The following is a 25,683-nucleotide window of genomic DNA, read 5'->3' on the forward strand; positions in this document are numbered from 1 at the left end:
CCGCTCACCTCGGCCCGTTCGGGACCGTTCGTCACTATTGTTTGCTTCGGTCACTTGTGTCACGCAACCGGAGCGGCGGCACACGGAATGTGACGCCCGGGCAGGGCGCCGCACGGGGAGGAGGACCGCACACCGTGGACTGGTTCGGCGCGTCCGACTACTGGCTGACCCGGCTTGTCTTCCAGCGGGCCCTTGCCGCCGTCTATCTGGTGGCGTTCCTGACGGCGGTGCTCCAGTTCCGCGCGCTGATCGGGCGGCGGGGCCTGCTGCCGGTGCCGCGGTTCGTGGAGCGGGTGCCGTTCAAGCGGGCGCCGAGCCTGTTCCAGTGGCACTACTCGGACCGCTTCTTCGCGCTCTGCGCCTGGGCGGGCTGTGCGGTGTCGGCGGCGCTGCTGGCGGGGCTCGACTCATTGCTGCCGTTGTGGGGCGGCATGCTGCTGTGGCTGGTGCCGTGGGCGCTGTACCTGTCGATCGTCAACGTCGGGCAGACCTGGTACTCGTTCGGCTGGGAATCGCTGCTGCTGGAGGTCGGGTTCCTCGCCGTCTTCCTCGGCAACGACGAGGTGGCGCCGCCGGTCGTCGTGCTGTTCCTGCTGCGGTGGATCCTGTTCCGCGTGGAGTTCGGCGCGGGGCTGATCAAGATGCGCGGGGACGCCTGCTGGCGCGAGCTCACCTGCCTGGACTTCCATCACGAGACCCAGCCGATGCCGGGCCCGCTGAGCTGGTTCTTCCATCACCTGCCGAAGCCCCTGCACCGCGTCGAGGTGGCCGCGAACCACGTCACCCAGCTCGTGGTGCCGTTCCTGCTGTTCACCCCGCAGCCCGTCGCGACGGGCGCCGCGTCGCTGATGATCGTCACCCAGGTGTGGCTGGTGCTGTCGGGCAACTTCGCCTGGCTGAACTGGATCACGATCGTGCTGGCGCTTTCCGCGGTGCGGTTCCCGGCCGATCCGCCGGACACGGCCGATGCCCCGCTCTGGTACGTCGTGGTGGTGCTCACGGTGGCCGTTTCGCTCCTGGGCCTCAGCTACCGGCCGGTGCGCAACATGCTCTCCCGCCGCCAGGTCATGAACCGATCCTTCGACCCGCTCCACCTGGTCAACACCTACGGGGCGTTCGGCAGCGTGAGCCGGGTGCGGTACGAGGTGGTGGTGGAGGGCACCGCGGACGACGTGCCGCACAAGGAATCGGGCTGGCTGGAGTACGAGTTCAGGGGCAAGCCGGGCGATCCGCGGCGCTGGCCGCGCCAGTTCGCGCCCTACCATCTGCGGCTGGACTGGCTGATGTGGTTCGCGGCCCTCTCCCCCGCCTACGCGGATCCCTGGTTCGGGACGCTGGTGGAGCGGCTGCTGGAGAACGACCGGGCCACCCTGAAGCTGCTGCGCCGCTCCCCGTTCCCGCCGGACGAGCCCCCTCGGTTCGTGCGCGCCCGCCTGTTCCGCTACCGCTACACGACATGGCGCGAGCTGCGGGAGACGGGCGCGTGCTGGGAGCGGACGTATGTGCGGGACTTCCTGCCGCCGACGCGGCTGGCGGGGTCGGTTCAGAAGCCGTAGACGTGGGTGGCGGGGTCGGTTCAGAAGCCGTGGACGTGGGTGGCGGGGTCGGTTCAGAAGCCGTGGACGTGGGTGGCGGGGCCGGTTTCAGAGGCTGTAGACGCGGGTCGCGGTGGTCTCGAGGATCTGCGGGTGGTCGTGCGGGGCGGTCAGCCGGCGGGTGAGGTCCAGGGTGTCTCCGTACGCCGCGCCCAGGGTGGACACCGGCCAGTCCGAGCCGTACATCAGCCGGGCGGGCCCGAAGGCCTCCAGGGCCACGTCGGCGTACGGGCGCAGGTCCTCGACGGTCCAGGAGGCGAGGTCGGCCTCGGTGACCAGGCCGGACAGTTTGGCGACCGTGTTGGGCAGCGCGGCCAGGGCGCGCAGGCTGCTCGCCCAGGGTTCGAGGGCGCCGGCGGCGATGGGCGGCTTGCCCAGGTGGTCGAGGACGAAGGTGAGGCCGGGCAGGGCGGCGGCGGCCCGGACGCAGGCGGGCAGTTGGTGCGGGAGCACCACCAGGTCGTAGACCAGCCCGGCGTCGGCGACGGCCGCCAGTCCGCGGTGCACGTCCGGGCGCAGCAGCCACTCGGGGTCGGGTTCGCCCTGGACCTGGTGGCGGATTCCCTTGAGGTACCGGCCACCGGGGAGGGCGCGCAGGCGGCCGAGCTCGTCGTCGACGTCGGGGCGGGTGAGGTCGGTCCAGCCGACGACTCCCGCGATCAGGTCGTGCTCGGCGGCCAGGGCCAGGAACTCCGGGGTCTCCTCGGGCACGGTGACGGTCTGGACGAGGACCGTGCGGGCCACTCCGGCGGCCCTCGCCTCGGATGCGAGGTCCTTCATGGTGAAGTCGCGCCGGAGCGGGGCGAGTTCGGGGCCGGTGATCCAGTCCTGGTCCCGTACGGACAGGTCCCACACATGGTGGTGGGCGTCGACCACCGTCACGCCGGCAGCTCCCAGACGACGGGCAGACCGGCGTCGGCACCCTCGCCCGAGTAGTCGTGCACGACGTCCAGCAGTTCGGCCATGCGGGCCTGCCAGGCGACGTTGACCGGCAGCTTCTCCAGTTCGGCGAGGAGCCGGGCGTAGTCCTCGCACTCCAGGACGTGGAAGAGATCCGTGCGGCTGCGCCAGATCGTCCAGGAGCTGGCGCCCGCGGCGCGGATGGCGTCGGTGAGTTCCTCGGGGACCTCGCGGTGGGCGGCCTCGTACTCCGCGACGCGGTCGGCACGGACCTTGGTGTGCAGGGCGACTCTCACGACGGCTCCTTCGTCGGCTCCTCGGCGGGGACGGGGGCGTCGGCGGGCAGCAGGCCCGTCGCCCGCAGGTCCTGCCAGAACCCGGCGGGCACCCGGGCGGCGAACTGGTGGGCGCAGTCGCGCACTTCGTGGGCCGAGCGGGCACCGACGAGGACGCTGGCGACGGCCGGGTGGGCGGCGCAGAAGGCCAGGGCGGCGGCGCGCAGCGTGGTGCCGTGCCGGTCGGCGACGGATTTCAGGCGCAGGGCTCGCTCGACCAGCTCGGAGGGGGCGGCGGTGTAGTTGTACGTGGCGCCTGGTCCGGGGTTGGCCAGCAGGCCGGAGTTGAAGGCGCCGCCGATGACGACGGACGTGCCGCGCTCCTGGGCCGCGGGCAGCAGGTCGGTGAGGGCGCTCTGGTCGAGCAGGGTGTAGCGGCCGGCGCAGAGGACCACGTCGACGTCGGTGTCGCGGACGAAGCGGGTGAGCATCCCCGCCTGGTTCATGCCGGCGCCGATCGCGCCGACCACGCCCTCGGAGCGGAGCCTCTCCAGCGCCGGATATCCCTCGCGGAAGGCCTGTTCGGCGTGCTCGTCGGGGTCGTGGAGGTAGACGACGTCGACGCGGTCGAGGCCGAGGCGTTCCAGGCTGGAGTCCAGGGTGCGGCGGATGCCGTCGGCGCTGAAGTCCCACACCCGGCGGTGGGTCGCGGGCACGGCGAAACCGCCTGCCAGGTCGCTGCCGCCACCGTCCCAGGGTTCCAGGCGGCGGCCGACCTTGGTGGAGACGGTGTACCGGTCGTGGGGGTGGTCGCGCAGGGCGGCGCCGAGGCGGCGTTCGGAGAGTCCGAGGCCGTAGTGCGGTGCGGTGTCGAAGTAGCGGATGCCCCGCTGCCAGGCGGCCTCGACGGCGTCGTGCGCCTCGGCCTCGCCGACCTCGGTGTACAGGTTGCCGATGGCGGCGGCGCCGAAGGACAGGGCGCTGACCTCGACGCGGCTGCGGCCGAGCCGGTTCACCGGGTCACCGGGCGCGGTCGCAGGCCCTGCATGCCGCCGTCGACGGCGAGCGCGGTGCCGGTGGTGGCGCCGGACAGGGGGCTCGCCAGGTAGGCGATGGCGCCCGCGACCTCGGCCGGGGAGACCAGGCGGCCGGTGGGCTGGCGGGCCTCCAGGGCGGATCGTTCGGCGGCCGGGTCGGGTGCGGCGTCGAGGAGGCGGCCGACCCACGGGGTGTCGACCGTGCCCGGGTTGACGCAGTTGACGCGGATGCCCTCCCGGACGTGGTCGGCGGCCATGGCGAGGGTCAGGGAGTACACCGCGCCCTTGGTGGCGCTGTACAGGGCGCGCTGCGGCAGGCCGGCGGTGGCGGCGATGGAGCAGGTGTTGACGATCGCGGCGTGCGTCGAGGCCCTCAGGTGGGGCAGGCAGGCGCGGGCGGTGCGGACCATGCCGAGCACGTTGACGTCGTAGACGCGGTGCCACTCGTCGTCGGGGTTGTCCTCGACGGTGCCCTGGGCGCCGATGCCCGCGTTGTTGACCAGCACGTCGAGTCCTCCGAGGTCGGCGACGACGGCGGCGACGGCCTGGCGCACGGACGCGTCGTCGGTGACGTCCGCGCGGTGGGCGAGCAGCGGCTCGTCGACCGGTGACGGGTCCAGGTCGAGGACGGCGACCTGGGCGCCCCGCGCGGCGAGGAGCTCGGCGGTGGCCCGGCCGATGCCGGAGGCGCCGCCCGTCACCAGGGCTGTCAGGCCCTCGAAGTCGCTCATTCAGCCTGCTCCCTCTTCGTGTCGTCGAGGTCGGCGGCCCAGAACGCGCCGCCCGGGTAGGTGTACCGCGCCAGTGACTCGGGCCGCATGGCCGCCGAGAAGCCCGGCGCGGTGGGTGCCGTGTACCGACCCTCGCGGATCACCACCGGGTCGAGGAAGTGGTCGTGCAGATGGTCGACGTACTCGATGACGCGGTCCTCGGTGGTGCCGGAGAGTGCCACGTAGTCGAACATCGACAGGTGCTGGACGAGTTCGCACAGGCCGACGCCGCCCGCGTGCGGGCAGACCGGCACGCCGTACTTGGCCGCGAGCAGCAGAATCGCGAGGTTCTCGGGGACGCCGCCGACGCGGGCCGCGTCGATCTGGACGACGTCGAGCGCTCCGGCCTGAAGGAGCTGCTTGAAGACGATCCGGTTCTGCACGTGTTCGCCGGTGGCGACCTTCACGGGGGCGACGGCCCGGCGGATCGCCGCGTGCCCGAGGATGTCGTCGGGGCTGGTGGGTTCCTCGATCCAGTACGGATCGAACTCGGCGAGCGCCTTGGTCCAGCGGATCGCCTCGTCGACGTCCCAGCGCTGATTGGCGTCGACGGCCATGCGCACGTCGGGGCCGATGACCGAACGGGCCACGCGGCAGCGGCGGATGTCGTCGTCGAGGTCGGCGCCGACCTTGAGCTTGATCTGCCGGAAGCCGTCGGCGACGGCCTCGGCCGCGAGCCGGGTGAGTTTCTCGTCGTCGTAGCCGAGCCAGCCGGGCGACGTGGTGTAGGCGGGGTAGCCGGACTCCAGCAGGCGGGCCGTGCGCTGCGCGGCGCCCGGCCGGCCCCGGCGCAGGAGGGTCACGGCCTCCTCGGGGGTGAGGGCGTCGGTGAGGTAGCGGAAGTCGACCTGGCGCACGATCCATTCGGGTTCGGCCTCGGCGAGCAGCCGCCACAGCGGCAGGCCGGCGCGCTTGGCGGCCAGGTCCCACACGGCGTTGACGACGGCGCCGATCGCCATGTGCATCACGCCCTTCTCGGGTCCGAGCCAGCGCAGCTGGCTGTCGCCGATCAGGTCGCGGTTCAGGGTGGAGGGGTCGGCGCACAGCGCGTCCAGGTCCCGGCCGATGAGGTGCCCGCTCAGTGCCTCGATCGCGGCGACCTGCACCTCGTTGCCCCGCCCGATGGTGAAGGCGAATCCGTGCCCCTCGTGCCCGTCGGCGGCGTCCGTGCGCAGGACGACGTAGGCCGCCGAGTAGTCGGGGTCCGGGTTCATCGCGTCGGAGCCGTCGAGCTCGCGCGAGGTGGGGAAGCGGATGTCGTGGGTGTCGACCGCGGTGATGCGGGCGGGCGTCGGGGACACGGAGTGCCTTTCGGTTCGGGTGCAGGAACGCGGGGAGGTCAGTCCTGGGCGCGGCCGGTGGTGACCCGGGCGATCATGAGGGCGACCAGGATGATCCCGCCGTAGATGGCCTGGATCCAGAACGACGGGACCTGCGCGAGGGTGAGCAGGTTCTGCACGACACCCAGAAGGAGTACGCCGGTCAGGGCGCCGAACATGGTTCCCCTGCCGCCGTCGAGGGCGATGCCGCCGATGACCGCGGCCGCGAACACCGTGAAGATCATGTTCTGGCCCTGGTTGGCGCTGATCGCACCGACGTAGCCGGTCTGCATGATGCCGCCGACCGCGGCGAGGACGCCGGCGACGACGAACACGCCGAGCATGACGCGCTCCACGCGGATGCCGGCCGCCCGGGCCGCGTCCGCGTTGCCGCCGATGGCGTACAGGGCGCGTCCGACCCGGTGGTACTTCAGGACGAGCCCGGCGACCGCGAAGGCGGCCGCGGCGAGCCACACCGACAGCGGGACGGTGAGGAAGGTGGTGGTGGCCAGCGCGTAGAAGCTGTCGGGCATGCCGAACAGCGTCTTGCCCTTGGTCGCGCCGACCAGCAGGCCGCGCAGCACGATCAGCATGGCCAGCGTCACGATGAACGCGTTGAGCTTGAACTTCACGACCAGGACGCCGTTGAAGGCGCCGACGGCCGCGCCCGCGACCAGGGCCGCGAGCAGGGCCAGGGCGGCGGGGAGCTCGGTGCCCCAGCCGGACTGGGCGGCGGGAAGCACGAGCAGTGCTCCTACGGCGGGCGCGATGCCGACCACCGACTCCAGGGACAGGTCGAACTTGCCGGTGATGAGGACGAGCGACTCGGCGAGCACGACCATCGCGAGGGCGGCGGAGGCGCCGAGGATCGAGATCAGGTTCCGCTCGGTGAGGAACGAGTCGTTGACGATCGTCCCGAGCACCATGAGCAGCAACAGCGCCGGTACGAGGGCCAGTTCGCGGGCCCGGCGCAGCAGCACGGTCCGCGCCGAGGCGGTGCCGGTCACGAGCACCGGCTTCACCGGCGGGGCCTTGGTGTCAGCCATGGTCCACTCCTTCGATGGAGGCGATGAGCTCGTGGTCGCGCCAGCCCGCCCGGTGTTCGGCGACGACACGGCCGTGGAAGAGGACGAGGACCCGGTCGCAGCGCCTGAGGTCGTCGAGTTCGTCGGAGACGACGAGCACGGCGGTGCCGTCCTCGCGGGCGCTGTCGACGCGGGCGAGGAGGGACTCCTTGGACTTCACATCGACTCCCGCGGTCGGGTTGACGAGGACCAGGAGTCGGGGGTCGGAGGCGAGGGCCCGGGCCATGACGACCTTCTGCGCGTTGCCGCCCGACAGGTCCGAGACGGGCTGGTCGGGTCCCTCGGCGTGGATGTCGAGTCGTTCGATCAGGGCGGCGGCGACGCCGTGCCTGCGGTCGGTGCCGACGAAGCCGAAGCGGCCGAGCCGGTCCAGGACGCTGAGGGTGGCGTTGTCGCCGATGGACATGCCGAAGACGAGGCCCTCGTCGTGCCGGTCGCGGGGCACGAAGCCGACCCCGGCTCGGAGCGCCCTGCGGACGTCGCCGAACGGCAGCGGCGCTCCGTCCAGCAGGACCGTTCCACCCGTGGGCGTGTGCAGTCCCGTGAACGTCTCGGCCAGCTCGATCTTGCCGCTGGCGCTGGACCCGGCGAGTCCGACGACCTCCCCGCGGCGGACGGTGAGGTCGACGTCCTCGTACGCCGACGAGCCGAGGCCGCGGACGTCGAGGAGGACGGGGCCCGCGGCCTCGACGGCCCGCCGGCGCTCGGCCGCCTCGGCGATCGTCTCCCCCGCCATGGCCTCCACCAGCGCATGACGCGGGAGGTCGGCGACCGGCGCGGTGGTGATCCAGCGGGCGTCGCGCAGGACCGTGACGGTCTGGCAGACCTCGTACACCTCCTGGAGGTGGTGCGAGATGAACAGGAAGGTGACGCCCGAGTCCTGCAGGCCCCGCATGCGGGTGAAGAGGCGCTCGATCTCCCGGTTGTCGAGCTGGGCGGTGGGTTCGTCGAGGACGATGAACCGGGCGCCGAAGCTCAGCGCCCGGGCGATCTCCACCATCTGCCGGTCCTCGACCTTGAGGTCGGCCGTGCGGGCCCCGGGGTCGACGCGCACGTCCCAGGTGTCGAGGAGCGCGGCCGCCTCGGACTTCAGGCGGCGCCAGCTGATGAAGCCCCTCCTCAGGGGCTGCCGGTTGATGAACAGGTTCTCGGCGACGGTCAGTTCGGGCACGACCATCGGATGCTGGTAGACGCAGGCGACCTTGCGGCGCCAGGCGTCCCGGTCGGTGAGCGGGGGCGCGGGTTCGCCGTCGAAGCGGACGGTGCCCTCGTCGGGGGCCTGGAGGCCGGTGAGGATGCGGACGAGGGTGGACTTGCCCGCGCCGTTGCGGCCGACCAGGGCGTGGGACTCGCCGGGCAGCACGGTGAGCCGGCCGTCGGCGAGGGCGGTGGTGGGGCCGTAGCGCTTGACGACGCCCCGTGCCTCGACAAGTGGGCTGCTCATTCGACCGTGTTGCCCCACAGCTCGGGGTCGTCGACGTTGTCCTTGGTGACCAGCGGCGCGGGCAGCTGGTCCTCCAGGATGCCGCTGGGCAGCTCGACGATGGTGGAGTCGTGGTCGGTGGGGCCCGGTTTGAACCGCTTCCCCTGCATCGCCGCCTTGATGTAGTACATGCCGTACTTGGCGTAGGCGTCGGCGGGCTGGGAGACGGTCGCGTCGATCTCGCCCTTGCGGATCGCGTCGAACTCCTGCGGGATGCCGTCGTTGGAGACGATGGCGATGTGGCCCTGCTGCCCGGCCTTCTTCAGCATGCCCTTGGACTTGAGGGTCTGGAGGGTGGGGGCGAGGTAGACGCCGCCCGCCTGCATGTAGATGCCCTTGAGGTCGGGGTTGGCGTTGAGGAGGGTGTCGAGCTTGGAGGCCGCCGTGTCGGACTCCCACTTGGCGGGAATCTCCAGGACCTTCAGCTTCGGGAAGTTCTTCTTCACACAGGCGCGGAACGCCTCGGAGCGGTCCCGGCCGTTGACCGAGGCGAGGTCGCCCATGATCTGGACGACCTTGCCGGAGGTGATGTGCTCGCCGAGGTACTGGCACGCCTTCTCGCCGTACGCGACGTTGTTCGCCCGGACGACCATGGCGACCTTGCCCTTGTCGGGCGCCACGTCGACGGCGACGACCGGCACGCCCTTGCGTTCGGCCTGGTCGAGTCCGGCCTCGATGGCTGCGCTGTCGAGCGGGGCGACAACGAGGCCTTCGACGCCCTGGTTCAGCTGGTTGTTGATGTCGGTGATCTGCTGCGAGGGGTCGCTGTTGGAGTTGACGGTCTTCATCGCGTCCACGCCCTCGGACTTCGCCATCTTGGGCACGTAGTCGTTGTACGACTGCCAGAACGGCGAGGTCAGCAGGGGCAGCACCACCCCGACCTTGCCGGTGCCGTCACCGCCTGTGGCCCCGGAGGTTCCGGTGTCCTCGGTGCTGCCGCACGCGGCGAGCACCAGGGACGCTCCGGCGGCCAGGGCCACCGCGCCCGGCATCCGGGACGTACTCCGCTTGCGCACTGTGCTTCCGGGCATCTCAGGGGACTCCCATCGACCGGTTCCAGCAGATGCCCGCATACTTATCAGACCACTCCCCCGCCGGAACACCCTTCGACGCCGGATTTCGTCGGTTCCAGCTCATAGTGGTCCGACCACCTGGCTGGTTAGACTGCGCCGGAGCGCTGTGATCGGAGGAGTGGCGTGGACGACGAGACAGCCCCGCAGAAGGGCACCGTGACGCAGCGCGCCATCGAGCGGATCAAGGCGATGATCGGCGAGGGCCGGCTGGAGCCGGGGCAGCGGCTGCCCACCGAACGTGATCTGGCGGTCCAGCTCGGCATCTCCCGCAGCTCGATGCGGGAGGCGATCCGCGCGCTCACGGTGCTCGGCGTCCTGGAGGCCCGGCACGGTTCGGGCATCTACGTCACGCAACTGGAGGCCGGCGACCTGCTGGAGACCTTCGGTGTCGTCGCGGATCTGTCGCGCGGCCCGCAACTGGTGGAACTGCTGGAGATCCGCCGGATCCTGGAGTCGACGGCGACGGCGCTGGCCGCCGCCCGGATCACCCCCGGTCAACTGGCCGAGGTGGAGAAGCACCTGGCGGCGATGAACGCCACGGACGATCCGGAGGAGATCCTCGCCCACGACCTGGCCTTCCACCGGGAGATCGCGGCGGCCGCGGGCAACGACACGATGGCCGCGATCCTGGAGGGCCTGTCGTCACGGACGTTCCGCGCCCGCGTCTGGCGCGGCTACCAGGAGGAGGGCGCCTTCGCCCGCACCCGCCGCGAGCACGCGGCGATCCACCGGGCCCTGGCGGCCCGTGACCCGGAGGCGGCCCGCGCGGCGGCGGCCGCCCACGTGGGCGAGGTGGAGCAGTGGCTGCGCGCGCAGCTCGGGCCCCAGGAACGTCCTGGGGCCCGGGGTGCCGCGGCTACTTGAACTGACCGGCCTGATAGTCACCCGCCGGCTGCTCCAGCATGACGTTCAGCCGGTTCGCGGTGTTCATGAAGGCGATCAGGGTCACCAGCGCCATGAGCTGTTCCTCGTCGTAGTGCTTGGCGGCCCGTTCCCACACCTCGTCCGGCACCCCGCCGGCGCCGTCCGCGATCCGGGTCCCCTGCTCGGCCAGCTCCAGCGCGGCACGCTCGGCGTCGGTGAAGACCGTCGCCTCCCGCCATGCCGCGACCAGGTGGAGCCGTACGGCGCTCTCGCCCGCGGCGGTGGCCTCCTTGGTGTGCATGTCGATGCAGACCGCGCACCCGTTGATCTGGCTCACCCGCAGCGAGACCAGTTCCCGGGTGGCGGCCGGCAGCGGTGACTCCGCCACCAGCCGCCCCACGGAGGTGAACTGCTTGACGAGCCTGCTCGCGCTCGGGCTGCCGAAGATGTCCAGTCGTGCGCTCATGGTGAGCTCCTCTGCCGTTGTCGGTGCGTACACCCCTATGAGGCAGCGGCTGCTCAGCATGTGACATGGACGGATGTGACCTGCGTCTCCCACCGCCCGCATGACCTCGAACCCGGCGGTGAGCGTGGCGCGTGCCCGGCCGCCGAACGCCTCGTGGAACCGGACGACCACGTCACCGCTGCCGTCGTCGGCCAACTTGACCGCCGTGACGACCACCGCGTCCTGCTCCGACGTCACCAGCGGCGCCACCTCGGCGGCACCGGTGAGGCGGCGTTCCGGCAGATTGATCCGCCGGCCCTCGCGCACCGCGTCCGCGATGCCCGCGCCGGGCACCAGCGCGTGCCGGAACCGGTGGACGCCCTGGTCGGTCTCCGGGTCCTGGCCGTACGTCGAGTCGTTGACGATCGCGACGCCGAAGCCGGGTTCCTCCAGGTGCACGAAGGGGTGGTTGCACGCCTCGAACTTGGCGGCCTCCCAGGATGTGTTGATGTGGGTCGGCCGGTGAAAGGCCCGAACTGCGTCTCGGACGCGTACCGTTCGGCGTGCACGTCGAGCCGCCACCGCACCGGGTCGCCGCCGTCCGTCGGCGTGAGCCGCACGCCGATCGCGTGGACGGTGGTGCCCGTCCGTCAGGCCACCGAGCAGCACGGTCGAGGTCTGCGAGGTACCGGCCGACGTCAGGGGGAACTACTCGTACGGCGGTGTCGCGCCGGGCGAGTCCGAGTCGGTGGTGGCGACGGCCAGCTCGACGCGGACCGAGCCGGTGCCGGTCCGGTGGGTGCGGACAACGCCCCAGATCACCCTGCGGCAGGCGGGGCTGTACGGACACGCCCCGGCCGGCTTCCGTCCCGTCCCCCGGCGGGGTCACACTGGACCGTATGCGGCTTCGGGGCATCGCCTGCGCGGCCGCCGGACTGCTGCTGGCCGTCGCGACGGGCTGCACCGGCGGTGCGGAGGGTGCCGCGCCCACGACGGCTACGACGCCGGCCCGGGCCACCGGCGAGAGGGCCGCAGGTGAGAGCCCCCGCACCGCGCCCTCCCCCACCCCGGCCGACCCCGTCTCCCTCCAGGCCCTGATGCAGCGCGAGCACACCGGCTCCGGCCTGCGCCTCGGCGAGGTGCTCGACCGCACCTCCGCCTACACCCGTTACGCCGTCACCTACGAGGCGAACGGCCTGACGATCTCGGGGATCATGAACATCCCGGAAGGCGAGGGGCCCTTCCCGGCGCTGGTGCTGGCGCACGGCTACATCGACCCGGACGTCTACTTCAGCGGCCAGGGCATGCCCCGTGAGCAGGACCGTCTGGCCCGCAGCGGCTATGTCGTCCTGCACACCGACTACCGCAACCACGCCCGCTCCGACAAGGACCCGGACAACGACGTGAACCTGCGCCTCGGTTACACCGAGGACGTCATCGGCGCCGCCCTGGCCCTGCGCGACTCCGGGCGCCCCGAGATCGACGGCGACCGCATCGGGCTGTTCGGGCGGTCGATGGGCGGCGGGGTGGTCTACAACACGCTGGTCGTGGCGCCCGGCCTGTTCGACGCGGCGGTCGCGTACGCGCCGGTCAGCGCACGCCCGGAGGAGAACATCGACCACTTCCAGCGGCCCGACGGCGACCCTCTCGTCGCCGAGATCGAGGAGCAGCACGGAACGCCCGAGGAGAACCCGGCGTTCTGGCGCGGCGTCTCCCCGCTCACCCACGCCGGCCGCGCGTCGGACCCCCTGCTGATCCAGCACGGCACCGCAGACGACACCTGCCCGCTCGCCTGGTCACGCGAGGCCGCCTCGGTGTTCCGGAAGGCCGGCAAGGACGTCGAGCTGCGCACCGTCGCCGGCGAGGGGCACACGTTCGGGCCGAAATGGGCGGCCTCGATGGACGTCACCGAGGCCTTCCTCGCACGCCACCTGCGCTGACCCCCACCGCGGACACGCGGGAAAGCGGTCGGCGACCTCGACGGGCGGTACCGGGCCGGTGCACAGTTCTCTCTACGTACTCGTCAGTAAGTCCGCCCTCTCCCCTCCGAGGAGCCGCTGTGACCACCTGGGTCGGCCGCACCGCCGCCGAGATATCCGCCGCCGTACGCGACAAGCGGGTCACGCCCCGCGAGGTGGTCGCCGAGCACCTCGCCCGGATCGAGCGGCTCGACGGCCGGGTCGGGGCCTTCCGCACGGTGCGTGCCGAGGCGGCCCTGGCCGAGGCCGACGAGGTGGCGGCGCGCGGCGACTTCGCCGAACTGCCCCTGGCCGGGGTGCCCGTGGCCGTCAAGGACAACCTCGCCGTGCGCGGCGAGTCGCGGCGGATCGGCTCGGCCGCCACGCCGGACACCCCGGCCCCGCGGGACCATGTGACGGTGGCCCGGCTGCGGGCCGCGGGCGCGGTGGTCGTGGGGCTGACGAACGTCCCCGAGCTGTGCGTCTTCGGCACGACGGACGGCGTGCTGGGCATCGCGCGCAACCCCTGGGACCCCACGCGTTCGGCGGGCGGTTCGTCGGGCGGCAGCGCGGCCGCCGTCGCCGCCGGGATGGTGCCGATCGCCCTCGGCAACGACGGCATGGGGTCCCTGCGCATACCGGCCGCCAACTGCGGCCTGGTCACCATCAAGCCGGGGCAGGGGGTGGTGCCGACCGGCGACGGGGACAGCACCTGGTTCGGCATGTCGGAGAACGGGCCGCTCGCCACGACCGTCGAGGACACCCGCCTGATGTTCTCGGTCCTCGCCGGCACCGAGCCCGGCCCCGTGTCCGCGCCCGGCGTGCTCAGGGTCGCCGTGTCGCTGCGCAGCCCCCTGGCGGGCGTCACCATCAGCCGCCCGTACGCGGCGGCCGCCCGGGACGCGGCCGGGCTGCTGATGCGGGCGGGACATCAGGTCCGGCGCGCCGACCCGCCCTACCCGCTGTCCCTCGCCACGACCTCCCTGGCCCACTGGACGGCGGGCACCGCCGCGGACGCCCGGCCCCTGGACCCCCGGTTGCTGACCCGGCGCACCCGCGTGCACGCCCGGCTCGGCCGGCCCTTCCTGGGCACGGTGAGTTCCGGGGCGAGCCGGGAGCAGCTGCGCCGGCGGCTGGAGCCGTTCTTCACCGAGCACGACGTGCTGCTCACACCCGCGCTCGCCCGCCGCTCCCCGAAGGCCGGTCCCTGGCACGAGCGGGGCTGGCTGAGCAATGTGCTGGCGAACACGAACTACTCGCCTTTCACGCCCGCGTGGAACCTCACCGGCTGGCCCGCCATGTCCGTCCCGTGCGGGACCCTCCCCTCCGGCGCGCTGTGCGCCGTGCAGCTGGTGGGCCGGCCCGGCACGGAGGCCCGACTCCTCGATCTGGCCGGGCAGTTGGAGGAGCGAAACCCGTGGCAGCGGACGGCGCCGATGGACTAGGGTCGGCCGGGTGACTGCCGGGTCGGCCGTAGGCCATGCACGAGTGAGGCGCCCGGCCTCGGAGTGAGCGCGGCGGGGGTGACCCCGCCCGGGCCCGCCCGAGAGCCGGAGAGGGCACGCGCCCCGCCTCCGTTCTTCGCGTCCTCATCCCCGCGCCCCTCAGCGGCGCTTCACCACGGATCCCGAGACCCGGAGACGAACCCACGCATGTCCTACACCCGGCACGCCACCGACCTTCCGACCACCGTCGCCCATCTGAACCACACCGCCGTCTACGCCTCCGACCGCCGGCTGTCGGCGGAGTTCCTGGCGGCCGTCCTGGGGCTGGAGGTCGGCGCCCCCTTCGGCCCGTTCCTGCCCGTCGACCTGGGCAACGGCGTGACCCTCGACTACTACGAGATGACCGACGAGCCGATCCAGTCGCAGCACTACGCGTTCCTCGTGCCCGACGAGCAATTCGACGGCATGATCGACCGCCTGGAGGCGCTCGGTGTCACCTACTACGCCGACCCGAACCACACCAGGCCCGGCCGGGTCAACGACCTCTTCGGGGGGCGCGGCGCCTACTTCGACGACCCGGACGGTCACAACATGGAGATCATGACCCGCCCGTACGCCCGGCCCTGAGGGCCGCGACCGACTCGTCGCCCTATAGGGGGCGGTACATGATGTGCAGCCCCACCCGGCCGTGCCGGGGGTGGTCGAACGCGTCGGGGACGGTGCCGAGGACCGTGAAGCCGAGGGAGGTCCACAGCGTCACGGCGGGGTTGGTCTCGACGACGGCGTTGAAGACCATGGCGCGGTAGCCGGCGATGCGGGCCTCGGTCAGGAGGTGTTCGGCGAGGGCGCGTCCGTAGCCGCGGCCGCCCTGGCCGGGGTCGACCATGAAGCCGGCGTTGGCGATGCGGGCGGCGGGACCCCCGTAGTTGGGGGTGAGGTAGGCGGAGGCGACGACGGCGCCGCTGTCGTCCTCGACGACGTAGACACGTTTCGCCGGGTTCATCCACAGGACCCGGGCCTCCTCCTCGGAGGTTCCCGGGTCCCATGCGTAGGTCTCGCCCGCGGCGACGATGCGGTGCCAGAACGGCCAGATGCGAGGCCAGTCGTCAGCCGTTGCTTCCCTGATCAGCATGGTCGCGAGTCTGGCACGGCCATGCGCTCGGAGGTCGCGGAGGGGTCCGCCCGGGGTCAGTCGACGCTGGGCAGGATGTGGGGCTCTGCGAGGTCGTCCTCGTAGCCCGCGAGGCGGATCGGGGCCGAACGGGCCCACACGTCGAGGCTGCCGAGCTCGTCGGCCCGTCGGCCGGCGCGCTCGCCGCGTTCCTTGGGGCGTTGATCGCGATTCGTCTTCTCCGGTGTCACCGCGCACTCCTTATGTGTCGGTCACCCTCGGGACGTACGCGCCGGTCCTGCTGCGCCTGACGCCCGCTCGGGCCTCTATGTCAAATGCAGTTCGGACGCGGTGGCGCCGGTCGACTCACGGGAGAGCAGGCCGTGGTGAACCGGCTGGTCCCATGACGGACCGTGGGTGTGGGTAGGACCCCGTACTGCTGTCCGTCCGCATCAGACTAACCAGATGAGCGGAGCCCCGCTCGATGGGGCTGAAAACAGCCGGTAACAATCACGCGTCATCTGCCGTTCAACTCGGGTTTACGTACGGTTTTGTAGGCATAAGGGCGTTTTGCAAATCACTCGAACGGCGTACATCGGGGGCAGCGCTTTCCGGACGGTTGCGCAGTTCAAGCGGCGTTGGCCGTGTCGCAAGCTCGCCATGCTCTGCTGCCGTAGGCAACGGCTGTCTCGCGGGAGGACTGACGCATGGAGCTGCGCAGCGTCGAGGAGCTGATGGATCTGCTGTACGCCTGCCGGGGCACCCGGGACGCCCCGGCCCGCGCCCGCCCACCGGTCGACCTGCACGACCACGCGCTGCGGACCGCGGCGCTGCTGCGCCGCGGCCGTCCGGCGGACAAGGAGCTCCAAGTCGCGGGCCTGGTGCAGCCCGTCGGCGGGCTGCTGTGGCCCGGTGATCCCGCCGGGGGCGCGGACCGGGCGGCCGACGCGGTGCGCACCCTGCTCGGCGAGCGGGTCTCCCGCCTGGTACGCCGCTGCCCCCGCGGGGACGCCCCGGCCGACGACGATCTCCTCACCCTCCGCCAGGCGACCGAGGAGGGCCACACGGCGGGTTTCGACGCCGGGGTCCTGGAGGACTGGCGCACGGTCCTGGAACTGCTGGCGGCCCGCAACTCCCGCCTCGGAGCGGTGGACTGACGGGCCACCACCACCCGTTCCGGGGCATGACCGGCTCAGGGCGCGGGGAGCCGGCCCCGCGCCCCGCCTACCACTTGCCCGGCGCGTAGTCCTTCAGAAAGACCCCGTACAGGTCCTCGCCCGCCTCGCCCCGCACGATCGGGTCGTAGACCCGGGCCGCACCGTCGACCAGGTCGAGCGGCGCGTGGAACCCGGCCTCGGCGAGCCGCAGCTTGTCGTAGTGCGGCCGCTCGTCCGTGATCCAGCCCGTGTCCACCGAGGTCATCAGGATGCCGTCGCTCTGGAACATCTCCTGCGCGCTGGTCCGCGTCACCATGTTCATCGCGGCCTTGGCGGCGTTGGTGTTCGGGTGTCCCGCGCCCTTGTACCCGCGCCCGAAGACGCCCTCCATCGCGGACACGTTCACGACGTACGCGCGGCCGCTCTCCGCCTTTTTCGCGGCCTCGGCCATGGCCGGCCGCAGCTTGCTGATCAGGATGAACGGCGCCGTGTAGTTGCACAGCTGGGTCTCCAGCAGTTCCACCGGCGAGATCTGCTCGATCGTCTGCACCCAGGTGTTGGAGTCGACCACGTCGGGCACGAGGCCGCCCGCGTCGATCGCCGTGCCGTCCAGGTGCCGTTCGACGCTGGCGTTGCCCGCGACCAGGGCGAGGTCGGCGACCTTCTGGGCGTCGAGGCCGCTGGTGCCCAGGGGCAGGGCCGCGATGCCGTCGACCGCGCCGGAGTTGAAGGCGCCGATGACGTGGTGGGCGGGCAGCTCACCGGCGGGCAGCGGAGCGCTCTCGCCCTCGACCAGTGCGGCGTAGGCGGAGGGCAGGCGCCGCACGGTCTGGGTCGCGTTGTTGACGAGGATGTCGAGCGGTCCCGCCTCGGCCACCTGGTCGGCGAGGGCCACGGCCTGGGCGGGGTCGCGCAGGTCGATGCCGACGACCTCCAGGCGGTGCATCCAGTCCGCGGAGTCGTCCATGGCCTTGAAGCGGCGGATGGCGTCCTTGGGGAAGCGGGTGGTGATCGTGGTGTGCGCGCCGTCACGGAGCAGCCGGAGCGCGATGTACATGCCGATCTTGGCCCGGCCGCCGGTGAGCAGGGCGCGTTTGCCGGTGAGGTCGGCGCGGACGTCGCGCTTCTCGCGGTTCACGCGGGCGCAGTCCGGACAGAGCTGGTGGTAGAAGTAGTCGACTTCCACGTACCGGGACTTGCAGGTGTAGCAGGAGCGCGGGCGCTGGAGTATCCCGGCGATCCGGCCCTCCTCGGTGGCCGAGGACGGCAGCAGACCCTCGGTCTCGTCGTCGATGCGCTGGGCGGAGCCGGTCGCCGTGGCCTCCGTGACCGCCTTGTCGTGGGCGGTCTTGGCGGCCCGGCGCTCCTGGCGGCGGCGCTGCTTGACCGTGCGGTAGATACCCGCGGTGGCCCGGCGCACGGCGATGGCGTCCGGGTGGTCGACCTCCAGCTTGTCGAGCTCCTCGAGCACGCCGAGGCAGACGGCCAGGCGCTCCGGGTCGATGCCGGGTCCGTACGAGAGCCCGCCGGTCCCGTCCATGGCCTGCGGGCCGTCCTCTGTCACCGTCATCGCCGCTGTCGTTCCCTGCTCTGCCGTCGCGGCGCGCCGGTCGCGCCCGCATTCGAAGGCCGAATTCTACGGAGCGTCGGGCCGCACCGCCAAAGTCGCCTTGATCACGACCGGCAGGCCTTGATCAGTGTCGCCACCTCCTTGGAGACGGCCGCGGCGAACAGGTCGAGGTCGGGGACCGCCTCGCCGTCGGCGACGAGGCCGTAGTGGACGCTCCCCCGGTACGTCGAGACGGCGACCGCCAGGGAGTGGCCGGGGGCCAGCGGGGCGAAGGGGAAGACGGCGGTGAGCGGGTGTCCGCCGAGCTTCAGGCCCAGGCTGGGCAGGGGCACACTGGTCACCAGGAGGTCGAACCAGAGCCGGGCCGCCTGGCCGACCAGAGGGCCGCCGAGCCGGTGGGCGAAGGCGGGGACGTGGTCGGCGAGCAGGGCGACGGCGCCCGCGCCTCGGTTGGGGCCGGCGTCCTTGTTGCGGTCCATCGCGTCCCGGACCGAGGCCAGTCGGGCCAGCGGGTCCGGGTCGTCCACCGGAAGCCGCATCAAGTACCCGGAGAGCCGGTTGCCCTGCGGGTACGCGGTGCGCGGGCGGCGCTTGGAGACGGGGATCAGGGCGCGGGGCGCGACGCCCTCGCTGCCGTCGCCGCGCTCGTCGAGCCAGCGGCGCAGGGCGCCCGCGACGACCGCGATGAGGACGTCGTTGACGGTGCCGCCGACGGTCTTGCGGACGCGGTGCACGTCGTCGAGGTCGAGCACCACTCCGGCGGTGCGGCGGGTGCCGCTCGGCCCGCAGGTGAGCGCGGGGGTGGAGCGCACGTCGAGGGAGGAGCGGGCATGTCCATCGGGTCCATGACGCCCGCGGCGAGGGTCAGCGCCCGCAGTCCGTCGGCCAGGGCGTGGTGGAACTTGAACAGGACGGCGAAGCAGACGCCGTCCTCGCCGGGCAGGACGTGGGCCTCCCAGGGCGGCCGGTCGCGCTCCAGGGGGCGTTCCATGAGGCGACCCGCGACCGTGTGGAAGTCGGCGGTCGGAGCGTGCAGCCGCACGTGGTTGAGGGGGTCGAAGTCCGGGTCGCTCTCGCGGGCGGCACCACCGAAGGCGAGCGGGCGGCGCAGGGCGGAGGGCAGCGGCTGCCACACGTCGCGGATGCGCATCCGCAGTCCGGGGACACCGGCGGCCCGGGCCGCGAGCAGGTCCGCCGCGTGGGCGCCCGCGGCGGGCGAGTGGGCCGAGAAGATCCCGAGCGCGCCGAGGTGCATCGGGTGTTCGGCGGACTCGATGTTCCAGAACGCCAGGTCGAGAGGAGCGAGCAGATCAGCAGTCAAGGCCTTGCCTCGCGTCGACGACGGGTGGGTCAGCAGTCAACCGCCCCCAGCCGATTACGGTCAAGTACGATCACGCTACGTACAGTTAACAGCAGATTAAGTCCCGCCCCGGCGAAAGGGGCGGGACTTATGGTGCATGTGCCGTCAGTTCAGCACAGGTTGCGCCGCCGGGCACCCCGTGGGAGTCACCCGGGAGGCGTCATGGATCAGCGCCTCGTGCGCCGACCTGAGCTTCGCCATGTCGGGCTTCAGCACCGCACGGTCGTAGGTGAGGAAGCCGTTGAGCTCACCCTCGACGTCCGTGATCTGGGTGTAGACGGCCCCGTTGCTCCCCTTGCAGACCAGCGCGCGGACCTCGTCCAGCTTCGTCAGATAGTCCTCGGTGTAGGTGGCGGGGTCGACGTCGACGTAGGACTGCTGCACCGACCAGGCATGGCCGGGCACCGCGAGGCCCAGGCCGCCGTACTCGCCGCTGACCAGGGCGCGCTCGCCGTCCGGCCGGGGCGGCAGGGCGGGGCTGGGGTAGCCGTGCTCGTCCATGAGGTCGCCGGTGCCGCCGTCGGCACCGAGGTTCAGCCCGGACTGGTTGTTGACCAGCCGGGTCGGGTCCCAGGCCTTGGCCTGTTCGGCGACCCGGCCCACGTCGTACTGGCCCCAGCCCTCGTTGAAGGTCACCCACATGACGACCGACGGGCTGCTGACGTGCTCGTCGATCATCTCCTTCATCTCGCGCTCGTAGCGGGCCCGGGAGGCGGCACTCGGGTTCACCCCGGCCGTCATCGCGGGCATGTCCTGCCAGACCAGCAGCCCGAGCCGGTCGGCCCAGTAGAACCAGCGGTCCGGCTCGACCTTGATGTGCTTGCGGACGGAGTTGAAGCCGAGCCGCTTGTGCGCCTTCAGGTCGTACGCGAGGGCCTCGTCGGTGGGTGCGGTGTGCAGGCCGTCCGGCCAGAAGCCCTGGTCGAGGGTGGCCATCATGAAGACCGGCTCGCCGTTGAGGACCGTGCGCGGGACGCCGTTCACCTTCTCGACGGCGATCGAGCGCATCCCGAAGTAGCTGCCGACCCGGTCGGTGCCGGCCCTCACCTCCAGGCGGTAGAGGAAGGGGTCGTCGGGTGACCACAGGTGCGGGTCGTGGACGGTCAGGGTCAGCGGCCGGCCGGTGCGGCCGCTCGCCGTGGCCACCTTGCGCCGCCCGTCGTACGCCGTCGCCGTGATCGGTACGCCGTCCCGGACGCCCCGGGCCTCCACGGTCAGCTTCTCGCCGGGCACGTCCGGAGTGAGCTCGAGGGAGTCCACGTGGTCGCGGGCCACCGGCTCCATCCAGACCGTCTGCCAGATGCCGGAGGACGGGGTGTACCAGATGCCGCTCGGGTCCAGGCGCTGCTTGCCGAGCGGCGGGTTCTCGCCGGAGGCCGCGTCGGTCGGGTCGTACACGCCGACGATCAGCTCCTGGGTGCGGCCGGGCTTCAGCGCGTCGGTGATGTCGGCGCTGAACTTGTCGTAGCCGCCCTCGTGCGTGGCGACCTTCGTGCCGTTGACGTAGACCTCGGAGCGCCAGTCGACGGCGCCGAAGTTGAGCCCCAGCCGCTTGCCGGAGCCGATGTCCCAGCCGGCCGGGACCGTGAAGGTGCGGCGGTACCACATGCGGTCCTCGTGCCGCTCGATGCCGGAGAGCTGCGACTCCACCGGGTACGGGACGAGGATGCGCTCCTTCAGCGTCCTCCCGACGGGCGGCTGCTCGCCCTCCTCGGCGGCGGCGAACTGCCAGCGGCCGTTGAGGTTCCGCCAGGCGTCCCGGGTCAGCTGCGGGCGCGGGTACTCGGGGTGGGCGTTGTCCGGCCCCACCTCTTCGGCCCAGCGGGTGCGCAGCTGGTGCGTGGAGTGGTTGGGGCCGCTGGTCCAGAAGGCCTTGACAACGTTGCCTTCGGTGTCGGAGAGGCCGCCCTCGCCGTCGTAGCGGAGGTCCGCCGTGCCGCGGGCCGTGCCGGTCTTGTTTCCGACGACCGGTTCGTCCAGCGCGACGAGGAGGGACGTGGGGTCGGACGGGTCGAGCCGGGCCGCGCCCAGGGGCCAGGCGGCGCCGCCGATCACGGCGTCGAGGTGGTCGGTGAAGCCCGGCGGGGGTGCGGCGAGGGGCTGGGCGAAGTCGAGCTTCAGGGTGCGGCCGGTGGCCTGGACGGTGGCCGCGAGGGCTCCGTCGTAGTCGAAGCCGTCCGGGAGGCGGAACGCCGACTGCGGGACGGGCTCCTTGGCGGCGCCCGGCCGGGTCCAGCGCAGGTGGAGGTTGGAGCCGCCGTAGTGCTCGAAGTACTCGACCTTGATGTCGTGGGCCCGGCCGGCGGTCAGGTCGACGGGCTCGGAGGTCTGCTCGCGGTCCCAGTCGTCGACCCAGTGGTCGATGGCGAGCCGTCCGTCGATCCAGAGGCGGAAGCCGTTGTCGCCGGTGATGGAGAAGGTGTGGGAGCCGGTCTCCTCCGGGACGATCTTGCCGGTCCAGCGGACGCTGACGTCGTCGGAGCGTCCGGTGGTGAAGTTCAGGCGCGGCTCCAGGTTGTCGAAGTCGAGGTCCTGGTCGAACGTGGTCGCCTTGAGGGTGTGGAAGTCGAAGGCGCCGGGGGCGGACTGGGTGTAGTACTCGCCCTTGAGGCCGTGGATCTCGGCGGGGTCGTCCGCCAGGGCGGGTGCCGCGGCCAGGCCGGTGCAGGCGAGGAGCGCGCAGAGCAGTAACGCGAGGCGGTTTCTGGGGCGTCGGGGACGCACGGAACCTCCATGCCAACGTTGTCATGTACAGGAGGTTGCATGCCACCATGGATTCCGCTCTTCGTCCAGAGGCAGGACAAAGTCCCGGGGCCGCCCCCGCGTCAGGTGACCAACTGCCCCTTCCCGAGGGCGATGACGCCGGCCTTGGACATCGTGTACAGCTCCGCGTCCCGCTCCGGGTTGACGCCGATGGTCGCGCCCGGCGGCACCTCGACGTTCTTGTCGAGGACGGCGCCGCGCACCACCGCGCCCCGGCCGATGTGCACGTTGTCATGCAGCACCGAACCCTGCACCACGGCACCCGGGTCGACCACCACACCCGGCGACAGCACGGACCGCGTGACCTGTCCGCGCACCAGGCAGCCGGCGCTGATGATCGACTCGCTGGCGATGCCGCCGGCGTTGAAGCGCGCCGGCGAGAGCTGGTACGAGTGCGTGTAGATGGGCCAGCTGCGGTTGTACAGGTTGAAGGCGGGCCGCTCGGCGATCAGGTCCATGTGCGCCTCGTAGTAGGCGTCCAGCGTGCCGACGTCGCGCCAGTAGCCCTGGTCGCGGGAGGTCTCGCCGGGCACGTGGTTGGCGCTGAAGTCGTACAGCGCGGCCTCGCCCCGGTCGGTGAGCTGGGGCAGGATCGAGCCGCCCATGTCGTGCACGGAGGACTCGTCCTCGGCGTCCCGCTTGAGCGCCTCGATGAGGGCCTTGGTGGTGAAGATGTAGTTGCCCATGGAGGCGAAGACGCAGTTGGGGTCGTCCGCCAGCCCGGGCGGGTCCGACGGCTTCTCCAGGAAGCGCTCCACCGTCTGGCCGTCCGAGCCCGGCGTGATCACGCCGAAGGACGAGGACTCGGTGCGCGGCACCCGGATCCCGGCGACCGTCACGCCCGCGCCGCTCTCGATGTGCTGGTCGAGCATCTGGCGCGGGTCCATGCGGTAGACGTGGTCGGCGCCGAAGACGACGACGTACTCGGGGCGCTCGTCGTAGATCAGGTTCAGCGACTGCAGGATCGCGTCGGCGCTGCCCAGGTACCAGCGCGGGCCGAGCCGCTGCTGGGCGGGCACGGGCGTCACGTAGTTGCCCAGCAGGTTGGACATCCGCCAGGTGGTCGTGATGTGCCGGTCCAGCGAGTGCGACTTGTACTGCGTCAGGACGCAGATGCGCAGGACTCCCGCGTTGACGAGGTTGGACAGGACGAAGTCGACCAGGCGGTACGTGCCGCCGAAGGTCACCGCCGGTTTGGCCCGGTCGGCGGTCAGGGGCATCAGCCGCTTGCCCTCGCCGCCCGCCAGCACGATCCCCAGGACCGAAGGACCACCACCACGCATGGCCGCTCCCCTCACGCCGATTTCCCGATGCCTGCCCCTGAGCAGTACCCACTAAGCCTGTTTGACGATCTCCTCGTAGAGCCGTGCCGTGCGGCGGGCCACCGCGTCCCAGCCGAACTCGCCGACCGCGCGCTCCCGCCCGGCCTCGCCCATCCGCCGGGCGGCCGCCGGATCGCCCAGCACCGTGTCCATGGCCCGGGCGAGCCCCGCCTCGAAATCGTCGCCGGGCGGGACCAGCAGCCCGGTGGCGCCGTCGTCCACGACCTCGGGGATGCCGCCGACCGCCGAGGCCACCACGGGGGTGCCGCAGGCCATCGCCTCCAGGTTCACGATCCCGAGCGGCTCGTACACCGAGGGGCAGACGAACAGGGCGGCGTGCGTCAGGAGCTGGATCACCTCCGGGCGCGGCAGCATCTTCGGGATCCAGAACACGCCGTCGCGGACCCCGCTCAGCTCCCCGAACAGCTCGCGGAACTCCTGGTCGATCTCCGGCGTGTCCGGGGCGCCCGCGCACAGCACGACCTGCGCGGCCGGGTCGATGTCCCGCACCGCGCGCAGCAGGTGGGGCACGCCCTTCTGCCGGGTGATACGCCCGACGAACAGCACGTAGGGACGGGAGCGGTCGAGTCCGATCCGCTCCAGGGCGTCCGTGCCGTGGTCGGGCCGGTACAGGGTGGTGTCGATGCCGTTGTGCACGACGTGGACGCGCTCGGGGTCCAGCGCCGGGTAGCAGCCGAGGATGTCCTCGCGCATGGCTCCGGACACGGCGACGACCGCGTCGGCGGCCTCGATCGCGGTGCGTTCGGCCCAGCTGGACAGTTCGTAGCCGCCGCCGAGCTGCTCGGCCTTCCAGGGGCGCAGCGGCTCCAGGGAGTGCGCGGTCATGACGTGCGGGATGCCGTACAGCATCTTGGCGAGGTGGCCGCCGAGGTTGGCGTACCAGGTGTGGGAGTGGACCAGCTCGCGGCCCTCCAGGGCGGCGGCCATGGCGAGGTCGACGGAGAAGGTGCGCAGCGCGTCGTTGGCGCCGTCGAGCGCGGACCAGGAGCGGTGGCGCCGCACGCCGTCGGCCCGGCCCTCGCCCCAGCAGTGCACGTCCAGGTCGACGAGCGGTCTGAGCTCGCGGGCCAGGAACTCGACATGGACGCCTGCACCGCCGTAGACATCCGGCGGGTACTCCCGGGTCAGCAGTCCCACTCGCACCCGCAACTCCCTGCTCTCAGCGGCCGTTCCCTTTCATGGTCACCCAGAAGGGGCGCGTGGGGAAGAGCGGGGCGGCCGTGTGAAGCAACAGTCGCCGCAGACGCCCCCGCCGGGGACCCGGTAGTACAGACAGCAGCTGCGGCGCCGGAAGGCGGTGCCGTCGAGGGTCCCGGCGCCGGTGAGCAGGGGGTGGGCGAGGAGTTCCGCGGTCAGGGAGCGGGCCCGGGCGGCGACGTCCGGGCGGCCGTGCCGCCGGGCCCAGCGGTCCAGTTCGCGGGCGGCGCCGGCCAGCGCGGAGGCGGCGTTGCCCCGCAGCAGGCCCGGGGCGAGGCGGTGGTGGGCGCGCAGGGCCGCGGCCAGGGGGACGAGGTGGCCGTGCAGGACGACGTCCGCGAGCGCCGCGGCGTCCCCCGGCAGGGGCCGTACGTCCGTCAGCCACAGGTCGTCGGGGGCGCTGCTGTCGGCGTTCCAGCGCAGCAGCCGGGCGTCGAGGTCGGGGACGGCGCCGTAGAGCGTGGCGCAGCCGAGGGCGATGGACCAGAGCCGGGCCGCGAGTCCCTGGTGGGTGATGGACGCGGCGACACGCAACTCCGGGGCCCTCAGGGCGGTCGCGACCTTCTGCACGCGAAAAATCAGGGGATTTGCAGATACATCCGGTGACGCTGCGGCGTAGGCCTGTGCGAGAGTGGGAAGAGACCCGGCCGATGCTCCTTCCGTGCGCAGCACGAAGAATCCGGCGAGCGGGCGGAGCGCGGCGAGGTCGGGGTCGAGGTCCACGAAGAGCAGTAGTACCAAGCCCCCTAAGGGATGCGACCCGGTGGCCCCCGACCGGACTCGCCCACCCTGGGGATGACGGTGCTCCCCTCGTACTCCATCGGCAGTAGGACCCAATGAGTGCTCAGGGACGACGACGGGAAGACCTGGACACGGCAGGGTGTTGTTCATGAAAGCCCACCTTTCGCCGCGCCGGGCCGAGCGCCCCCGCCT

Annotated in this window: 22 protein-coding genes and 3 pseudogenes; 6 read left to right on the top strand and 19 right to left on the bottom strand. The window is 72.0% G+C overall.

What is annotated here, in order from left to right; translation table 11 throughout:
- The first annotated feature begins 134 nt into the window (after window positions 1-134).
- On the top strand, window positions 135-1,556 hold the full coding sequence (locus tag K4G64_RS13125) for a lipase maturation factor family protein (protein ID WP_221756211.1): 1,422 nt from the start codon (window positions 135-137) through the stop codon (window positions 1,554-1,556).
- An 87-nt stretch (window positions 1,557-1,643) separates the two neighbouring features.
- On the opposite strand, the gene K4G64_RS13130 is transcribed toward K4G64_RS13125, so the two are convergent.
- From K4G64_RS13130 to K4G64_RS13165, 8 genes are read right to left on the bottom strand one after another with little or no spacing between them, the layout of a single operon-like run.
- Entirely contained in the window at window positions 1,644-2,477 is an 834-nt protein-coding gene (locus K4G64_RS13130) for an amidohydrolase (RefSeq protein WP_221756212.1), read from the bottom strand.
- Window positions 2,474-2,791 carry an L-rhamnose mutarotase gene (locus tag K4G64_RS13135; RefSeq protein ID WP_221756213.1) on the bottom strand — a complete coding sequence of 106 codons (318 nt, stop codon included), beginning with the start codon at window positions 2,789-2,791 and terminating at the stop codon, window positions 2,474-2,476. Before K4G64_RS13135 ends, K4G64_RS13130 begins: the two co-directional genes overlap by 4 nt.
- Window positions 2,788-3,786, bottom strand: coding sequence for an aldo/keto reductase (locus K4G64_RS13140; protein ID WP_221756214.1), 999 nt, complete (start codon window positions 3,784-3,786; stop codon window positions 2,788-2,790). Before K4G64_RS13140 ends, K4G64_RS13135 begins: the two co-directional genes overlap by 4 nt.
- Entirely contained in the window at window positions 3,783-4,538 is a 756-nt protein-coding gene (locus tag K4G64_RS13145; protein WP_221756215.1) for an SDR family NAD(P)-dependent oxidoreductase, read from the bottom strand. Before K4G64_RS13145 ends, K4G64_RS13140 begins: the two co-directional genes overlap by 4 nt.
- Window positions 4,535-5,878, bottom strand: a complete 1,344-nt coding sequence (locus tag K4G64_RS13150) for an L-fuconate dehydratase (RefSeq protein ID WP_221756216.1) — start codon at window positions 5,876-5,878, stop codon at window positions 4,535-4,537. Before K4G64_RS13150 ends, K4G64_RS13145 begins: the two co-directional genes overlap by 4 nt.
- A gap of 38 nt (window positions 5,879-5,916) precedes the next feature.
- A complete protein-coding gene (locus K4G64_RS13155; protein WP_221756217.1) occupies window positions 5,917-6,942 on the bottom strand; it encodes an ABC transporter permease in 1,026 nt (341 codons plus the stop codon).
- Window positions 6,935-8,425 carry a sugar ABC transporter ATP-binding protein gene (locus K4G64_RS13160; RefSeq protein WP_221756218.1) on the bottom strand — a complete coding sequence of 497 codons (1,491 nt, stop codon included), beginning with the start codon at window positions 8,423-8,425 and terminating at the stop codon, window positions 6,935-6,937. The genes K4G64_RS13155 and K4G64_RS13160 overlap by 8 nt, the downstream gene beginning before the upstream one ends.
- Window positions 8,422-9,495 (bottom strand): sugar ABC transporter substrate-binding protein, encoded by a 1,074-nt coding sequence (locus K4G64_RS13165; protein ID WP_221756219.1) that lies wholly within the window; start codon window positions 9,493-9,495, stop codon window positions 8,422-8,424. Before K4G64_RS13165 ends, K4G64_RS13160 begins: the two co-directional genes overlap by 4 nt.
- Window positions 9,496-9,660: 165 nt before the next feature.
- Here K4G64_RS13165 and K4G64_RS13170 point away from each other — a divergent pair, with 165 nt between their 5' ends.
- A complete protein-coding gene (locus tag K4G64_RS13170) occupies window positions 9,661-10,401 on the top strand; it encodes a FadR/GntR family transcriptional regulator (RefSeq protein ID WP_221756220.1) in 741 nt (246 codons plus the stop codon).
- Here the strand turns inward: K4G64_RS13170 and K4G64_RS40130 are convergent.
- On the bottom strand, window positions 10,394-10,867 hold the full coding sequence (locus tag K4G64_RS40130) for a carboxymuconolactone decarboxylase family protein (RefSeq protein ID WP_260460410.1): 474 nt from the start codon (window positions 10,865-10,867) through the stop codon (window positions 10,394-10,396). The two genes, K4G64_RS13170 and K4G64_RS40130, sit on opposite strands and share 8 nt — an antisense overlap.
- Window positions 10,868-10,975: 108 nt before the next feature.
- Window positions 10,976-11,515 (bottom strand): annotated as a pseudogene (locus K4G64_RS41390) (glycoside hydrolase family 38 C-terminal domain-containing protein); the annotation flags it as partial.
- A 230-nt stretch (window positions 11,516-11,745) separates the two neighbouring features.
- Here K4G64_RS41390 and K4G64_RS13180 point away from each other — a divergent pair.
- The 3 genes from K4G64_RS13180 (at window position 11,746) to K4G64_RS13190 (ending at window position 14,876) form a co-directional block, all read left to right on the top strand.
- Window positions 11,746-12,786, top strand: coding sequence for a S9 family peptidase (locus K4G64_RS13180; protein ID WP_221756222.1), 1,041 nt, complete (start codon window positions 11,746-11,748; stop codon window positions 12,784-12,786).
- Window positions 12,787-12,905: 119 nt separating this feature from the next.
- The gene (locus K4G64_RS13185; RefSeq protein ID WP_221756223.1) at window positions 12,906-14,249 is read left to right on the top strand and encodes an amidase; all 1,344 of its coding nucleotides are present in this window, start codon (window positions 12,906-12,908) and stop codon (window positions 14,247-14,249) included.
- 207 nt (window positions 14,250-14,456) lie between these two features.
- Window positions 14,457-14,876: a VOC family protein gene (locus K4G64_RS13190; protein ID WP_221756224.1), complete on the top strand. Its 420-nt coding sequence runs from the start codon at window positions 14,457-14,459 to the stop codon at window positions 14,874-14,876.
- A 22-nt stretch (window positions 14,877-14,898) separates the two neighbouring features.
- Here K4G64_RS13190 and K4G64_RS13195 read toward each other — a convergent pair whose 3' ends face one another.
- A complete protein-coding gene (locus tag K4G64_RS13195; RefSeq protein ID WP_221756225.1) occupies window positions 14,899-15,381 on the bottom strand; it encodes a GNAT family N-acetyltransferase in 483 nt (160 codons plus the stop codon).
- A 56-nt stretch (window positions 15,382-15,437) separates the two neighbouring features.
- Window positions 15,438-15,611: a hypothetical protein gene (locus K4G64_RS13200; protein ID WP_167526749.1), complete on the bottom strand. Its 174-nt coding sequence runs from the start codon at window positions 15,609-15,611 to the stop codon at window positions 15,438-15,440.
- Between the two features lie 456 nt (window positions 15,612-16,067).
- On the opposite strand from K4G64_RS13200, the gene K4G64_RS13205 reads away from it, so the two are divergent.
- Window positions 16,068-16,517 (top strand): hypothetical protein, encoded by a 450-nt coding sequence (locus K4G64_RS13205; protein WP_221756226.1) that lies wholly within the window; start codon window positions 16,068-16,070, stop codon window positions 16,515-16,517.
- Between the two features lie 67 nt (window positions 16,518-16,584).
- On the opposite strand, the gene K4G64_RS13210 is transcribed toward K4G64_RS13205, so the two are convergent.
- The 7 genes and pseudogenes from K4G64_RS13210 to K4G64_RS13235 all read right to left on the bottom strand — a co-directional run bounded on the left by K4G64_RS13210 (window position 16,585) and on the right by K4G64_RS13235 (window position 25,491).
- On the bottom strand, window positions 16,585-18,087 hold the full coding sequence (locus K4G64_RS13210) for an SDR family NAD(P)-dependent oxidoreductase (protein ID WP_221756227.1): 1,503 nt from the start codon (window positions 18,085-18,087) through the stop codon (window positions 16,585-16,587).
- Window positions 18,088-18,191: 104 nt separating this feature from the next.
- Window positions 18,192-18,902, bottom strand: a pseudogene (locus K4G64_RS41395) (WS/DGAT domain-containing protein); the annotation flags it as partial.
- A pseudogene (locus tag K4G64_RS41400) lies at window positions 18,842-19,342 on the bottom strand (wax ester/triacylglycerol synthase domain-containing protein); the annotation flags it as partial. The pseudogenes K4G64_RS41395 and K4G64_RS41400, both read right to left, overlap by 61 nt.
- Before the next feature lie 210 nt (window positions 19,343-19,552).
- Entirely contained in the window at window positions 19,553-22,171 is a 2,619-nt protein-coding gene (locus K4G64_RS13220; RefSeq protein ID WP_221756228.1) for a PA14 domain-containing protein, read from the bottom strand.
- Between the two features lie 101 nt (window positions 22,172-22,272).
- Window positions 22,273-23,493: a glucose-1-phosphate adenylyltransferase gene (gene glgC / locus K4G64_RS13225; RefSeq protein ID WP_221756229.1), complete on the bottom strand. Its 1,221-nt coding sequence runs from the start codon at window positions 23,491-23,493 to the stop codon at window positions 22,273-22,275.
- A 51-nt stretch (window positions 23,494-23,544) separates the two neighbouring features.
- Window positions 23,545-24,696, bottom strand: coding sequence for a glycogen synthase (gene glgA, locus K4G64_RS13230; RefSeq protein WP_221756230.1), 1,152 nt, complete (start codon window positions 24,694-24,696; stop codon window positions 23,545-23,547).
- 39 nt (window positions 24,697-24,735) lie between these two features.
- Window positions 24,736-25,491, bottom strand: a complete 756-nt coding sequence (locus K4G64_RS13235) for a (2Fe-2S)-binding protein (RefSeq protein ID WP_221756231.1) — start codon at window positions 25,489-25,491, stop codon at window positions 24,736-24,738.
- Window positions 25,492-25,683 lie beyond the last annotated feature (192 nt).

Source organism: Streptomyces sp. WAC04114 (assembly GCF_019733245.1).
GTDB classification, from domain to species: domain Bacteria; phylum Actinomycetota; class Actinomycetes; order Streptomycetales; family Streptomycetaceae; genus Streptomyces; species Streptomyces massasporeus_A.

Coding starts and splice junctions, on each gene's coding strand:
- K4G64_RS13145 (WP_221756215.1), bottom strand. CDS start 4,538: ATGAGCGACTTCGAGGGCCTGACAGCCCTGGTGACGGGCGGCGCCTCC.
- K4G64_RS13155 (WP_221756217.1), bottom strand. CDS start 6,942: ATGGCTGACACCAAGGCCCCGCCGGTGAAGCCGGTGCTCGTGACCGGC.
- K4G64_RS13160 (WP_221756218.1), bottom strand. CDS start 8,425: ATGAGCAGCCCACTTGTCGAGGCACGGGGCGTCGTCAAGCGCTACGGC.
- K4G64_RS13165 (WP_221756219.1), bottom strand. CDS start 9,495: ATGCCCGGAAGCACAGTGCGCAAGCGGAGTACGTCCCGGATGCCGGGC.
- K4G64_RS40130 (WP_260460410.1), bottom strand. CDS start 10,867: ATGAGCGCACGACTGGACATCTTCGGCAGCCCGAGCGCGAGCAGGCTC.
- K4G64_RS13180 (WP_221756222.1), top strand. CDS start 11,746: ATGCGGCTTCGGGGCATCGCCTGCGCGGCCGCCGGACTGCTGCTGGCC.
- K4G64_RS13190 (WP_221756224.1), top strand. CDS start 14,457: ATGTCCTACACCCGGCACGCCACCGACCTTCCGACCACCGTCGCCCAT.
- K4G64_RS13195 (WP_221756225.1), bottom strand. CDS start 15,381: ATGCTGATCAGGGAAGCAACGGCTGACGACTGGCCTCGCATCTGGCCG.
- K4G64_RS13205 (WP_221756226.1), top strand. CDS start 16,068: ATGGAGCTGCGCAGCGTCGAGGAGCTGATGGATCTGCTGTACGCCTGC.
- K4G64_RS13210 (WP_221756227.1), bottom strand. CDS start 18,087: ATGACGGTGACAGAGGACGGCCCGCAGGCCATGGACGGGACCGGCGGG.
- glgC (WP_221756229.1), bottom strand. CDS start 23,493: ATGCGTGGTGGTGGTCCTTCGGTCCTGGGGATCGTGCTGGCGGGCGGC.